Source organism: Endozoicomonas sp. 4G (genome assembly GCF_023822025.1).
In the GTDB taxonomy this organism is placed as follows: Bacteria; Pseudomonadota; Gammaproteobacteria; order Pseudomonadales; family Endozoicomonadaceae; genus Endozoicomonas_A.
Genome location: NZ_CP082909.1, coordinates 1,760,060 through 1,775,945 on the forward strand (window position 1 = coordinate 1,760,060; position 15,886 = coordinate 1,775,945).

The following is a 15,886-nucleotide window of genomic DNA, read 5'->3' on the forward strand; positions in this document are numbered from 1 at the left end:
GACATTGAGAAGGAATATAAACACCGCCGTGAAGATGCTCACGTCCAGTCGGACCTCTCTTCCATGGAACAAACTCATCTTATTGGTACTGACTTGTGCCTGGCAAACACCATGGAAGCCTGCCGGGAGGTTCTGTCCACACCAACCTGACCTTCCATAGTCAATTTCTCTCCTGTGATTGGGAGGACTGCATTAAAATTGTTTAATGCTATGACCTTCAGGCAAGGAGAAAGTTCTATGACTGGTACATTAATAATAAGTCACACAGCGAATTCAAATTCACGGTGCTCAAAAATTCGTCAGCAATTTTTGTCAGCTCTTCGGATTCGAGCACCAGAGCATCACTGATGTTAAGTGCCTGCCGTAAGTAGTCACCCTCACCAGGTCTCACAAATGATGGAGAACTATTAATTTCAGAAAACATAGCATACAACTCTTCTGGTGAAGATGGGCCATGTGCGCCATAGCTGTCGCATATTATGTCGCTGTCGAGTTCGCTGCCGCTGTCAGTGTCAGTGTCAGTGTCAATGTCAATAGAGAAGTCCGTGCTGAAGAAGGCACAACCCCAGCAATGAGTTAAACGACCACCCATCGAGTGTGACACTTCATACAGGTAATAACTAAAAGCCTGCTTAATCACTTCGTGACATTTGGATTTTAAATAATATACAGCACTTAGCTCCCTATTTAGCCTACTACGCGATTGTTCATCGAATTGGTTATCAAAAAGAATTTCCTTATAGTTTTTGACTCTTTCCGACATCTGCTTCAGGTCTGGACTGTTTTCAACCACTCGTTGAAACAGCTCTTCGCTCTTTTTTGTAAGGTCTGTATTGAACCAGTCAGGTTCCCCTTGGGTAATCACTGGCCGGTGGTTCGCCTTATCCGAGTTTAACTGGACGAATGCAGGTTGCTGCACCAGCATTCGTTCTATATTCGGAACGCCCTCAGGTTCGTGAGTCCAGGCGGCTTTTAAAGATTGGCTGACAATTTTACGTTTAAAGGATTGCGAACACCCACCATGATTATGTTTGACGATGAGGGTGTCCTTTTTTTGCTTTTGGAAGCTTTTATAAGCTAAGGGCCATTCCCGGCTAATATTTTCCCCCGACAATACTGTCCTATACCACTTTTTCAGACAATGTATAGCTTTAACCTTCAGTTCATCAAAGTCCTGCAGACGCTGCAATAGTTCTTGATGTTTTTCGGCACTTACTACATCGCTTTGATAGTCAGGAAGTGGATCCAACCAGCCCAAATCCAGGGCTTCACCAGCAAGGCGAATAACTGGAGGTTGCTCTGAGAAAATTGTTTTGGTCAGTATATTCACCATTGCACCCAACCATTGCAGGGGGTTTGCTATACCCTGAACAACCATTTTTGAGTACAATAACTTGAGTTGTTCAGTGACCTGATCTCCATCACCGTTCACCAATATTTCTTTGACTGCCTCCGACATCGGTTGATAGACAAGCTCCTGCCCCGGTTGATGGCGAGTCCGTTTGCGATCAGGCACATCAAAGATCAATTTACTCTCCATCTCGCCCAATGCTTTTGTTTCCCACGATACCAGCAGCGAGACGCCCATGGCAAAATCGGTTAAATTTTCTTTAACCCAAAGATTCCTTACCACACCGGAGATTTTTGGCGTTGTTACTGCTAACAAACTGCCTGTCTCAAGGGCTTTTTCCAGTTCTTCAGGATTAATGCCTAAGGCTTCAGCCAGAGCTTGCTGTTGTGCTGAGTCAGACTCTTTCAGGAGATTTATAATCTTCCTTGACTCAATGCCAGAAGCTCTGACCTGTCGGGTGTCCTGGAAGTCAGGCAGGATTTCTTTTTCTTCCACAGGCGCCCCGCCCAAATCCACGGACTCCCAGCTGCGGCCACCATCCAATGAACACTCTGCAAAGCTGTGAGTACGGTTGCAAATTTTCCGACAAGGAATCCCGAAATAACGACACAAAACCACAAAAACAGGCACACGATGACGACAACTCCCTTGCCGCTGTGTGACAAGGAATTGAAAGAATGATTGATGGCGTTGCGCCATGGCATAACCGGAAAACGCTCGACAATAGTCCCTGATCGCCTCTACGCGTTGCCTCGTGTTTCGGGCGTTTTTTATTCTCAGCAAAGGCTCCTGTAGGTCGGAGGGTTGATCGCCAATGTTCTTAAACATACCGTTCAGTAGTGTTTTCACATCTTCTGAACAGCGGGCGTCAAACCGTGTTGATGGTACTGGCCGGGCTGGTATTTTTTCGCCCGGTTTCAGGTGTTCAACGACGTAGGCAAGCTTAATATTTCGGGTTGTAGTCTCATGCAGCTGCAGTATGTAAAGCCCGGTATATCGGTCCTTTAACAGGGAATATCCAACTTTGGGTTTTAAGCGCATTGCCACAATGGACTCTTTTGCCGAGAGGCCCGGCAACGCATATCGACCATTATCCAATTTCCAGTTCGGTTGCCAGTCAAAGGTTGCCAGCGTTTGATCTTCGGTTAATGTCACGACCTGATCATGTTCTGGTAACTGGGCCGGTATAAGGACTTCGGCTCCCTGCATGAACCTATGACTAATATCGATCTCTTTGATCTCGCCCTCAGGAGTGACATAGATATCCCTTGCCCACCAGCGATAAATCCCTGGAAAATGGCCAGGCGACTTAAACAGGATATGATCGTCAATCTGTGGTACCGCCTGCTTCTGATAAGTCGTGCTGTGGTCCAATGCCGGAGCCTCTTTCTCGTGGTCTTGTGGATTGTATTTTTCAGGGGCATTATCAACGACAGTGGTCAGCGTCTTGTCAACGGGAGCTTTGTCAACAGGAGCTTTGTCAACGGGAGCTTTGTCAATAGATTGCGGTCTATGGTCCGCGCTCTGATCCAGTGCCGGAACCTGCTCTTCAGGGTCTTCCGGCATCTCCTGTTCAGGAGCGGACTTGATGCTGACAGGGGGTGCTTCGTTAATAAAATCGTCAACCAGATGCTCTGGCAGATCACTGAGCTGACACCAGAATTCGGTCCACAATGGCACCCCGTTGGCGTTCCACGCGCTTATCTGCCGATCAGCCTCATGAAGGTAAGGCCGGTTAGCCGATAACTGCAGCGTTTGTTGCTGTTCTTCCGTCATGGGGAATACGCTATTAACGTCTACGCCCGTCTCGCCAAACTTATGAGCAAACCAGCGTTGCTGCCAGTATCGGTACAGTCCCCCGGTGAGAATACCGTCCGACTCATCCGGTTTCAGGGAAAGACCGGATGACTGCCACTGGGTCTGGGCCACTCTTTTGATGATTTCTGTTTTGGCTGCCTCTGGACTCAGTTGCGACTTAACACAAATTTCATGGTGTTGTTCATCCGTGCTGTTGTGATCACTGTGTCGTATTAACCACGGATGATCAATGCCCGATACCGTTTGGTTAAACCAATGGCACAGTTTAGAATTGAACGCTCCCCTGCCCATAGCGAGAGCCGATTTCCCGGACAGTTGCTCCAGTGATGTTTTGGCGGCCATCAGATAAAGCCGATAGTGCTTATTGAGGCATTGATAAAGGTCTTCTTTGGTAACAACGCGCTCTCTGATAACAGCTTTGGCGGCATTTTGTATATCAAGGCTGGTCGGCAGTAACGGCAGGTTTTGCTTTTCTAGCTGATCCCTCAATTGACAATGTATCCAGGTCAGCTGTTCAGCCATAGTTTTCCCCTCCGGGCTCTCTGGCAATACTTTCTCAGCAATGGCCTGCAACTCTGTCGGGTTATACTGGCGGATCGGCAAATGTCGAAAGCGCCCTTTCAGCGCCGGTGATAAGGGTTTTCGGCCACTGTATTTGGGTGGATTGATGGTGGCAAAGAGGTGGAAACCCGGATGGGCGTCACCGGCCAGAATATCGTTTAACTCACCTTCCAGATGCTGGCTGTCGATCAGATTCATTTCTGAAATCACCACGATGCCGCCTTCGAGTTTTGCCTTCTGGATCTTTTCACGCACTTTGTCCCAGGAACAATCACAGGCATTCAGGTAAAAGACTTCCGGCATGGATTCTTGCCGTTCCTTAGCCTGTAGTTTGACGCTTTCGATCATCAGGTTCAGGGTGACATCCTTACCCCGACCGGCTGGGCCTTCAATCAGTGTTGCCTGACGACCGTCGTGTTTCGTTTTAAGATGATAAGCCTGCTGAACACGGCTTAAATCCTGCCAAAGCTGTTGCGCCAGTTCACAGACGGCTGAGCCGGAGGTATCAAAGTCAGGTCGGTTTTTTTCGGTGAGTGTTCTGAAGTCCTTCTGAATATCGGGCAGGATCTGGTTATGAACTTTGTCTCTCAGGGTGTTGTCCACCTGGTAATGGAAAGTAAACCAGATGTTCAGTGCGGACAGGGCATCCTGATGCGTCTCGCTGATTTCGGGTCCCAGAAGGTCTCGAAAACTTTGTTGGATCAAACCGTGTATTTGCTTGCCGTTAACCGTGTCATCCGGGGATAACGAACGATCCAGATACCAGCCTGCCCAACTGCAGATATCCGTTAAATCCCTCGGGGTAAACTCATGCTCTGGCAACAGTTCCTGATAAAATTGCCAGAGTGTCATCACACTGTTGGTGGCACTGCGTGCAATGTCGTCTATTTCAGACTCTCTTAGTTGAGAATCCGTTAGATTCCGTTGTTGTAACTGCTTGACCAGAGCCGGTTCCACAACCCTGTCCCTGAGGAATGCCTCGTCTAACCGTGGGTAGTAAGCCCTGGGTAGCTTCTCTTTCAGAGCCGGGTCCAGCTGGCGTCCGGCGTAAACACCCGGGTTGCCGGTAAGAATGACCCGATGTTTTTCGCTGACCGGGACCGGATGACCATTCACATAGATGCAGGGTTCCGGTTCCCATAAACCATTCAGGGATGCCAGCAATCCGGTTTGGGTCAGGTTGGCTTCATCCAGCACCAGCGTAAGGTATTCTCCGTCTTTGTTGGATCGGGCCTCGGCCCATTTCATCAGCATCCGGTTTTGCTGCACCATAGAGCGGTCGCCATCGCCGTATTGCCGCCACTGCCAGCGTTTCATCAGGCTTTGTTCGCTGTCAGAAGGGCCAAGGGAAATCACTGAGGCTGCTCCTGAAGCTTTTGCCATTTTGGCGGAAAAGTAACTTTTCCCGGTGCCGGTTTCTCCTTGCAGGAAGATTACGGGAGAGTCTGCAAGCCGGTCATGGAGTCGGGATAATCGACGGTTTTCACGATCCTGCTGATTGATATTACCCAGATAAAGATCCTCGGCCAGTGTTGACCAGAGCTTATCGTCAGAGTCCTGCAATGCCAGTGATTCAGACAATCGATGTTTTATACGTTCAATGCCTTCTGTTTTAGAATTCGTTGCTTTGGCTATGTGAAAACAATCGGTAGCCAGCGAGAGAAGGGCATCGGATCGGGTCTGCCCTGGTGGCAAAGTTAACTGCCAGCCAGAAGCCAGTGCATCCTGCAAACGTTTCATTTGTCTTGCTGGCCTGATGGCTAAGGATTGCCAGGGCTCCGCTGCCTCCAGATCCACTTCCAACCGGTACGCTATGGCCTGTCGTTGTTGTTCGGGACTGTGAGCCACGATCAAGGCACAAAGCTGGTCCAACAAAGTCAGTTGTCCAGACTCCGATGCAAAAGGAGGTTTATAGGGTAGACATTCGATATCCTCGAATAATGCCGGGTCAAAGGCTCTGGTCAGTTGCCATAGGTTTTGCTTGACAAAGGCTCTGTCCAATCGCTTGGCACTATTAACGATGTCATTTAACCGATCCGTGTCTACCGAGGCAGTTTGATCCTCACGAGCATCCGGCTCTTTACGGGCATCTGGCTCTTTACGGGCATCTGGCTCTTTACGGGCATCCGGCAGTAACCGCCAACAGACCACTTTCATAAAATCCCGCACGGACGGATTCTGACGAGTACCGTGGGTGATGACGCTATTGATGGCCTTGCGCCAGTGACAGGGTAAAAGCGGTAGAGACTGATCCTCCTGTTGTGCCCGCCGGGCAGCCAGTATCAGGTGATTCAATAAGGCTTCGGTCATTTTGGGCAAGGGATTACAAAGTCTGTCAGGTACGGTTTCAAAGGCTTTATAAAGTTGCTCAAGTGCTTGTTCTGGCAGTTCAGTCCGGGAGATACCATGCTTCTTTGCACTGATCTCCCAGACATCAAGTTCAGGACACGACTGCCCCTTGGCAACCAACGAATTGAATAGGGTCGATGCGCTTTGCTCAGACTCAGGCCAGAGAATGGTGACAGCAGCTTGTGGGTAGACCTGTAATTGGCCATTCACCAACAGAGGTTGCCCAATCATCAGGGGTTCCAGAAGCCGCTGAAGGGCGGGATTAGTTTCCAGCCCCCGCAATACGACAGGGTCGCCAGCAGTCAATGCCGCCTGCAACTTACTCTCACGTCGACCAAAAAACGCCTTTTGTTCCGAGGTGATATGGATATTATCAAATAGCTGGCTGAAGCTGGTCTGGTCATTGATCTGAATAACCAGAGGTGCTGATAGCTGGCTCTTTATCAAACTATTTATCCAATGACTGGCCTGGGCATGTTGCTGATAAGTGACGGTAGTAAAGCCCCTGGCTTTTTTACATGAGTTAGACAACAGGTGCCCATCATTTTCTGCCAGTCCCAGGGCATCCGGCTGCTGCCTGGTATGAACCACCTGAAGTCGGGGCTTCAGGCCGGTTGTCTCGCGAATGGTTTGCAATGAACCCAGTAAGCGAAACCAGAGCGCCTCAGTAAGAGCAGAGGTTACGGTAACGACTCCACCCGCCCGAACTTGTTCCAACAGACAGGTATTTGGGGTTGCATGGCCTTCAGGGGCAATAGCAATCGGGTTTAACCATTCCCTGATATTACTTTGGTTAATGATGATCGGGTTTCCTGCTGCATTACTGGAAAGCCCTTCCTCATTAGCATCAGACAGGCTTTGGAACAAAGCATAAAGCTCATCCTTCGCTACCGGCATCTGATAAAACTGAACATCGTCGGGTAGCTGGCAGACCTTGCCATTACTCTCAAAGCACTGTTGCGCCAGCATTTGTCGGATCGTCTGTTCAAAGGCCAGATCCTGCCAGTCAGCTCCTTTCAGAATCACCCGTTGTCCAGTTCGCAATGTCTCAAGCTTGCCGGGAAGGTGCTGGATTCGCCCCTGTTGATCAACACCGGGGCCACCCAACAACAACTGTCGCCAGTTGCTGTGCAAGTGGCAGTTAATAACAAGGGTAGTGTCGTCGTCCATAGCACTTTCGGCAGGGGGGAGTTCAGCCAGTAACGGTGGCACCCTGTCAGTAGCCATCGACGGGGCACTGTCGGTCGCACTGTCGGTCTGTGCGTCAAACTGCCAGGTATTGTCCGGTCGATTAATTCGTCGCCAGAAATCAGCACCGGGGGCATCGTCAGACTGGCCAACCGATGCCAACTGTTCAGGGGCTGCCAAAACCAACAGCGAAACATGCTCGCCCAGTGGGCGTTTTTTCTGGCTGACTTTGTCGTATAAACAGGGGTTATCAGGGTCCAGCAGGTCGTTGAATTTGGGCAGCTCCTCGCTGGTGAGCTTACGGATATCCAGCACCAGAGTTAATGGCTGAGAGCCTTCAAACAGCTTGCCTGAACTCAGCGTATGGCGACCCTCTTTGGAAATACTCAACCGGCTCACCAGGTTAGCCTGAGAGAGGTCATCAGGGTGGGAAATAACCGTGACATCCTGATTGCCATCGCCAGTCTGGTCAACCAAAAGCTGCCGAACCTCATCATCACTGGCGACAAAACGGAAATCGAAGGCATGAGCTGACTTTTGGCACGAGGAATCCGTTGAAGATACGGTTCTCGCTTTACCAGGTATCGACACCAAAGGGGGCGATACATTCAGGTTGGACATGACTTGAGAACAGATTGCTACTTGCTTTGCCTTTGATGACAGGCCCAGCTTTATTCTCTTGTCTGGCAGACCACGGCCACTATCATCAGGCACAGCACGCTCAGCCATGCGTTTGTTTATGTCGCCACCAATCTGACCATCCATAGCCAATCGCTCTCCTGTTATCTGAAGGACTGCATTGAAATTGTTTAATGTTATGACCTTCAGTCAGGATGGAAGTTCAGTTCGGGATAATGACTCATTCAGCGAATCCAGATTCACGCTGTGCAAAAACTCATCGGCGATGGTTGTCAGCTCATCGGATCTCAGCACCAGGGCATCACTGGTGTTTTGTACCTCCCGTAAGTAAGCATCTTCAACGGATTTCTGTAGCCGGTCAGAGTTTTTGATCGAAGACATCATGGCACACAGCTCATCGGCTGAGGATGGATCGTGAGCGCCATAGTTGCCCCATATTATTTTGACATCCCTGAAAGCAGCATCAGCCCAACAATACCTTAAACAACTCCCTTTCGAGTGTGTCATTTCATACAGGTAATAACTAAAGGCCTGCTGAATCCCATGTTGGCAATGGTCTTCTAAATTCCACTTAAGCATTTTCTCCTTATACGACGGCTTGAGGTGTTGTGCTTTTTCCAATGCCTCCTTATCATTTTTAAATTGTTTTTCCATCTGCTCATATTGATTTATTTTGTCAAAAATCGGCTTCAGGTATTCCGGGCTGTTGGCAATCATTCGTTGCATCAGGGCTTTGACTTTTTCGTTCATCACGGTCTCGCCCCATACAGGTTGCCCTATGATAATCACCGGACGGTGGTTTACCTTGAGCGAGCTTAACTGCTCAAATGCGGGATCATGTACCAACATTCGTTCTATATTCGGAATGCCCTCAGGTTCACGCGTCCAGGTTTTTTGTAAATATGAGCTGGCTAGCTTACCTTCAAGGAATGACGAAACCCCATCATGACTACCAGTGACGCGCGAGGTATACCACGTCATAAGGCGGAAGTTCTTATAAGCGGACTGCCATCGGTCGTTGTTTTTTTCTCTGGAAAATAACTTCTGATACCATTTTTTCAGGCAACGGGTGGCATCAACCTTGAGTTCATCAATGCTTCGCAGACGTATCAATAGACTATGGTGTCGGAAAAGCTGCACACTATTTCCCATAGTCGGCAATGGATCCAGCCAACCCAATCGCAGGGCTGCAAGGGCAAATTGAATAACCGAACGTTTGCTTATGTTACTTCTACTCAGAATAATTATTATTGAATTCAACCAACTTTCCGGGTCTGCTTTTCCTTCAACTACTATTTTCGAATAGAGCAATTTGAGTGGTTCAGTGACCTGATCTTCATCATTGTCGTGCAAGATTCGTATGATCGCCTCAACTATTGGTTCGCAACTATGATGGTCATAAGTCGTATCACCGACTAATTTTTGCTCCTCATAGCCCAATGTCTTTGTCTCCAGCGACTCTAACAGTGAGACACCCATGGAAAAGCTGGCTAACTCTTTTTTCTTCCAAAGTTTCTTTACTATGTCAGCAGTCGTTAGCCTGGTTTTTAGCAATACACTGTTGGTCTCAAGATTTGTTTTCAGTTCTTTCGGGGTGATGCCAAGGGTGTCAGCCAGACTTTGCAGTTGTGCTAAATCAGCCCCTTTCAGGAGATCACTGACCTTCTTTGACTCAGGGCCATGGCCCTTGACCTGCCTGATGGTCTGGAACTCAGGTAAGATTTTTGTTGCCTCGACAGGTGCCCCGCCCAAGTCTACTGACTCCCAGGTTTGGCCTCCATCTATGGAAGTCTCTGCAAAGGCATGGGCATGACTGATAATCAGCCGACATGGAATTCCAAAATAACGACACAGAGCAACAAAAACCGGCACCCGATGACGACAGCTCCCTCGCCGCTGTGTTACGAGGAATTCAAAGAAGTTTTTACCGGGGTCCGGGTCTGGTATGCCATCACCGGAAAAACTCCGGCAATAGTCCGCGATCGCCTCAATGCGTTGCGTCGTGGTTTTAGCCGCTGTTATGGGCTGTAAAAGCGCCGTTAATTCGGCTGGTGGCGGGTCATCAATGGGGTTAAACAGTTTGTTCAGTACGGTGTTCATACCTTCGCAGCAGCGGGCGTCAAACCGTGTTGATGGTACTGGTGGGACTGCTTGAGCCCGTGTTTTTTTGCCCGGTTTTCTGGCTTCTACGATATAAGTAAATTCAATATCCTGGTCGGCCCTGGCCTCTGGAACAGACAGTGTGTGCAGCCCACTGTATCGGTCCCTTAACAGGATAACTTGCCAAGCGGGTTTAGTACGCAGGGCTACGATCTGCTCGTCCGGCTTGAGGCCGGGCAATGCATATTCACCATTGACTGATCGCTTATTAAAGGTTGCCAGGGTTTGGTCTTTGGTTAATGTCACTTCCTGGCCAGATTCTGGTAGCCGGGCAGGCAGAAGGACTTCGGTTCCCTGCATGTGTCGATTATTAATGCTTAAGTATTTGACATGGCCCTCAGCAGACACATGAACATCCTCAACACTGAACCGATAAAGCCGGGTAGGAAAGCCTGGCTTGTTAAAAATAATAGCTTCGTTTATTTTTGGCACACTCCGGTTCTTGTAGTCCGTTCTCTTATCCAACACCGGAGCTTGTTTCCCGTAGACTTGTGGATTGTATTTTTTTGGAGCCTTATCACTATCAGTTGCGCCAACAGGTAATGCCGGAGCGTTATCGCCGTCAACAGCGCCGTCAACAGCGCCGTCAACAGTGCCGTCAACAGTGCCGTCAACAGCGGCTGGCTCGTCGATAAAGTCGTCTACCAAATGGTTCGGCAGGTCACTGATCTGATGCCAAAACTCAGTCCAGCATTGAACGTCATTGGCGTCCCATGCACTGATCCGACGATCAGCTTCAAGGAGATAAGGCTGGTTAGCTGATAATTTCAGTGTTAGTTGTTGTTCTTCCGTCATGGGAAAGACGCTATTAGCGTCCACGCCCGTCTTGCCAAACCTGTGAGCAAACCAGCATTGCTGCCAGTGTCGGTACAGTCCCCCGGTGAGAATATCGTCCGACTCATCCGGTTTCAGGGAAAGACCGGATGCCTGCCATTGGGTCTGGGCCACCCTTTTGATTATTTCTGTTTTGGTTTCCTCTGGACTCAGTTGAGCCTTAACGCAAATTTCATGGTGTTTTTCATCGGTACTATTGCGATCACTGCGTCGTATCAACCACGGACGATCCGTGCCCGATGTTTCGTTGAGCCAACGGCACAGGTCAGCATTAAACGCTCCTCTACCTATAGCAGGAGCCGATGAGCCGGGCAGCTTCTCCAGCGATGTTTTGGCGGCCATCAGATACAGCCGATAGTGCTTATTGAGGCACTGATGAAGGCCTTCTTTGGTAAAATCGCGCCCTCTCATAACAGCTCTGGCGGCATTTTGTAAATCACCACTGGTTGGCAGTAATTGTCGGTTTTGCTTTTGGAGCCTATCCCTTAATTGACAATGTATCCGGGTCAGAATTTCAGCCGCACTTTTTCCCTCCGGGGTCTCTGGCAACACTTTCTCAGCAATGGCCTGCAACTCTGTCGGGTTGTACTGGCGGATCGGCAAATGTCGAAAACGCCCTTTCAGTGCCGGTGATAAGGGTTTTCGACCGCTGTACTGGGGTGGGTTGATGGTGGCAAACAGGTGAAAACCCGGATGGGCGTCACCGGCCAGAATATCGTTTAACTCACCTTCCAGATGCTGGCTGTCGATCAGGTTCATTTCTGAAATCACCACGATGCCGCCTTTGGCTTTTGCCTCCTGGATCGTTTCGCACACTTCGTCCCAGGAACAGTCGCTGGCATTCAGGTAAAAGACTTTCGGCATCAACTCCTGCCGTTCCCTGGCCTGCTGTCTGATACTTTCGATCATCAGGTTCAGGGTGACATCCTTACCCCGCCCGGCGGGGCCTTCAATCAGTGTCGCCTGTCTTCCGCCGTGTTTTATACCGTGATGATAAGCCTGTTGGGCACGGCTTAAATCCTGCCCAATCCTTTGCACTAGCCCACAGACGGCTGAGCCGGAGGTATCAAAATCAGGTCGGTATTTTTTGGTGACTGCTGTGAAGGCTTTCTGAATTTTGGGCAGGGTATCGTTATGAACTTTGTCCTTCAGAGCGTTGTCCGGTTGGTAACGGGCAGTAAACCAGATGTCCAGTGCGGACAGGGCATCTCGATCAGCCTCGTTGACTTCGGGTCCCAATACATCCCGAAAACTTTGTTGGATCAAACCGTCCATTTGTCGGCAGGTCACCGTGTCACCGGGGGATAACGAACGATCCAGATACCAGCCCACCCAACTGCAGATATCCGTTAAGTCCCTTGGGGTAAACTCATGTTCGGGTAACAGTTCCTGATAATATTGCCAGAGTGTCATAACACTGTTAGTGGCACTACGGGCAATGTCGTTTATTTTAAGCTCTTTTGGTTGAGACTCCTTTAGTTGAGACTCCCTTAGTTGAGACTCCCTTAGTTGAGACTCCGGCAGCTGCCGTTTTTGTAATTGTCGTTGTAATTGTTGTTGTAACTGATTGACCAGAGCCGGTTCCACCACCCTGTCCCTGAGGAATGCCTGGTCTAGCCGTGGGTAGTAAGCTTTGGGCAGTTTCTCTTTCAGGGCCGGGTCCATCCGGCGTCCGGCGTAATGATCCGGGTTACCGGTAAGAATGACCCGGTGTTTTTCGCTGACCGGGACAGGATGGCCATTTACGTAGATGCAGGGTTTCGGTTCCCATAAACCATTCAAAGACGCCAGTAAGGCGGTTTGGGCCAGATTGGCTTCATCCAGAATCAGGGTAATGTATTCACCGTCTTTATTGGATCGGGCCTCGGCCCATTCCATCAGCATCCGGTTTTGCTGTTTCATAGCGCGGTCGCCATCGGCGTGCTGGTGCCACTGCCAGCGTTTCATCAGGGTTTGTTCAGTGTCAGAAGGGCCAAGGGACAGCACCGTAGCCGGTCCTGAAGCTTTTGCCATTTTGGCGGAAAAGTAACTTTTGCCGGTGCCGGTTTCTCCTTGCAGGAAGATAACGGGAGAGTCCGTAAGTCTGTCATGGAGTCGGGATAATCGACGGTTTTCACGATCCTGCTGATTGATCTTACCGTGATAAAGATCCTCGGCCAGTGCTGACCAGGGCTTATCACCAGCTAAAGGCTTATCACCAGCTAAAGGCTTATCATCAGCGTCCTGCAATACCAATGTTTCAGACAGTCGATGTTTTATACGTTCAATGCCTTCTGTTTTGGATTTTGCTGTTCTGGCCATTTGAAAACAATCGGCGGCCAGCCCGTGAATAGCATCGGAGCGGGTCTGCCCTTCTGGCAAAGTTAATTGCCAGCCAGAAGCCAGTGCATCCTGCAAACGTTTAATCTGTCTTGATGGCCTGATGGCTAAAGGTTGGTGGAGCTCTGCGGCCTTCAGATCCACTTCCAACTGATGCGCTATGGCCTGTTGTTGTTTTTCAGGCATGTAAGCCACGATCATTGCGCAGAATTCGTCCAGATTTTTTTTTTTCGTCCCGCAGCGGAATAGGCCTTTCATACGACAGTTGTAATGCTTTGTTAAAGATTGTTGAGTCAAAGGCTCTGGCCAGTGGCCACAGGTTTTGCTTCACAAACGCCCTATCCAACCGGGGGACCCCGCTAATGATGGCCGTTAATTGATCCGGGTCAACCGAAGCGGCTTGATCCGGCTTTTTATAGGCATTTGGCTTTTCATGAGCATCCGGCAATAACTGCCAACAGGCCACTTTCATAAAATCCCGCACCGTCGGATGCTGGCGGGTGCCATGGGTAATGGTGCTATTGATGGCCTTGCGCCAGTGATAAGGCAAGAGCTGTGAAGACTGGTCAAGCTGCTGTGCCCGCCGGGCAGCCAATATCAGGTTATTTAACAGGGTTTCGGTGATTTCAGGCAGAGGGCTACAAAGCTCAGTGGGTACGGTTTTAAAAGCTTCGTAAAGTTCATTAAGTGCTTGTTCTGGCAGCTCGGTCCGGGGAATACCATGCCTGTGGGCGTTAATACCCCAGAGATCAACCTCGGGACACGGCTCGCCCGTGGCAACCATCGAACGAAATATTGAAGAAGGGCTGTTCGCCGACTCAGGCCAGAGCACGGTGACCTGAGCCTGCGGGTAGGTCTGTAATTGGCCATTCACCAACAGAGGTTGCCCGACAACCAGAGGTTCCAGCAGCTGTTGCAGGGTTGAATTGCTTTCCAACCCTCGCAACACCACTGGCCTGCCAGTGGTCAATGCCTCCTGCAAGCCACTTGGGCGTCGTCCAAAATGGGCTTTTTGTTCCGAAGTGATATGAACATTATCGAATAGCTGGCTGAAGCGGGTCTGGTTATTGACCTGAATGACCAGGGGGGCTGTGGGGTCATTGTTTGTCGGGTAATTGTTTGTCGGGTCATTGTTTATCAGGTCATCGTTGATCCAATGACTTGCCTGGGCGTGTTGCTGATAAGTCACCGCACTAAAAGCAGAGTTAATTCTAACGTTGGAAAGAGGGGGCTTATCGTTTTCTGTCAACCCCAATGCTTCCGGCTGCTGTCTTGAATGAGCCACCTGAAGCCGGGGCGCCAGGCCGGTCGTTTTGCGAATAGTGTGCAATGATCCCAACAAACGAAACCAGATGGCCTCAGTAAGAGGAGACGTCACGGTAACGACACCACCCGCCCGAACCTGTTCTAACAGACAGGTGTTAGGAACTGCATAGCCTTCCGGGGCAATGGCAATCGGATTTAGCCATTCGCTGATATTACTTTCGTTGATGATGATCGGGTTGGGTGGTGCCTGCTCTTTATCATCTTCCTGGTCAGAAGGGCAGGGCAGGCTCTGGAACAGTAAACGAAGTTCGTTTTTCTCTACCGGCATCTGATAAAACTGAACATCGTCGGGTAACGGACAGATCTTGCCATTGCTCTCAAAACACTTGTGCGCCAGCATTTGTCGAATCGTCTGCTCAAAGGCCAAATCCTGCCAGTCGGCTCCTTTCAGGATCACCCGTTGTCCGGCTCTTAATGTCTCAAGCCTGCCGGGGAGGTGCTGGATTCGCCCCTGTTCATCGACACCGGGGCCACCCAACAACAACTGTCGCCAGTTGCTGTGCAAGTGGCAGTCAATAACAAGGGTAGTGTCGTCGTCCATAGTCCTTTCGGGGGGGAGTTCAGCCAGTAATGGTGGAACCTCATCAATATCCATCGACGGGGCATTGTTGCTCTGTGGGTCAAATTGCCAGGTATTATCAGGTCGATTAATCCGCCGCCAGAAATCAGCACCGGGAGCATCGTCAGACTGACCAACCGATGCCAACTGTTCAGGGTCTGCCAAAACTAACAGCGAAACATGCTCACCCAGGGGGCATTTCTTTTGGCGGACTTTGTCGTATAAACAGGGGTTGTCTGGATCCAGCAGATCGTTGAATTTTGGCAATTCCTCGCCAGTGAGCTTTCGGATATCCATCACCAGAGTCAATGGCTGCGGGCCTTCAAACAGCTTGCCTGAACTCAGCCTATGGCGACCTTCTTCGGAAATAGTCAACCGGCTCACCAGGTTGGCCTGTGAGAGGTCATCGGGGTGTGAAATAACAGCGACGTCCTGACGTTTATCGCAGGTCTGGTCAACCAAAAGCTGTCGAACCTCGTCATCACTGGCGACAAAACGGAAATCGAAAGCATGGGATGACTTTTGGTACGGAGTGTCCGTTGAGGATACGGTTCTCGCTTTACCGGGGGTCGCTGAAGATGGCGATATTTTCAGGTTGGACACTGCTTCAGAGCAGGCTTTTACCTGCTTTGCCTTCGATAAATCCAGCGTTGCTCGCTTGGCTGGCACGCTGTTATCAGGCACGCTGTTACCAGGCACGCTGTTACCAGGCACACCTAGCTCAACAACGGGTTTGTTTATGTCGCCACCAATCTGACCATCCATAGTCAATCTCTCTCCTG

General features: G+C 49.9%; 3 protein-coding genes. All 3 read right to left on the reverse strand.

Features of this window, described 5'->3' with window-relative positions:
* Nucleotides 1–235 precede the first annotated feature (235 nt).
* Nucleotides 236–8,032 (reverse strand): AAA family ATPase, encoded by a 7,797-nt coding sequence (locus tag K7B67_RS06935; protein ID WP_252179630.1) that lies wholly within the window; start codon nt 8,030–8,032, stop codon nt 236–238.
* A gap of 63 nt (nt 8,033–8,095) precedes the next feature.
* The gene (locus K7B67_RS06940; protein ID WP_252179631.1) at nt 8,096–13,405 is read right to left on the reverse strand and encodes an AAA family ATPase; all 5,310 of its coding nucleotides are present in this window, start codon (nt 13,403–13,405) and stop codon (nt 8,096–8,098) included.
* Nucleotides 13,398–15,869, reverse strand: coding sequence for a hypothetical protein (locus tag K7B67_RS06945; RefSeq protein ID WP_252179632.1), 2,472 nt, complete (start codon nt 15,867–15,869; stop codon nt 13,398–13,400). The genes K7B67_RS06940 and K7B67_RS06945 overlap by 8 nt, the downstream gene beginning before the upstream one ends.
* Between the last annotated feature and the right edge of the window lie 17 nt (nt 15,870–15,886).

Bases quoted from the DNA above. Each gene is read 5' to 3' on its own strand.
- K7B67_RS06935 (WP_252179630.1), bottom strand. From the start codon at position 8,032: ATGGATGGTCAGATTGGTGGCGACATAAACAAACGCATGGCTGAGCGT.
- K7B67_RS06940 (WP_252179631.1), bottom strand. From the start codon at position 13,405: ATGCCTGAAAAACAACAACAGGCCATAGCGCATCAGTTGGAAGTGGAT.
- K7B67_RS06945 (WP_252179632.1), bottom strand. From the start codon at position 15,869: ATGGATGGTCAGATTGGTGGCGACATAAACAAACCCGTTGTTGAGCTA.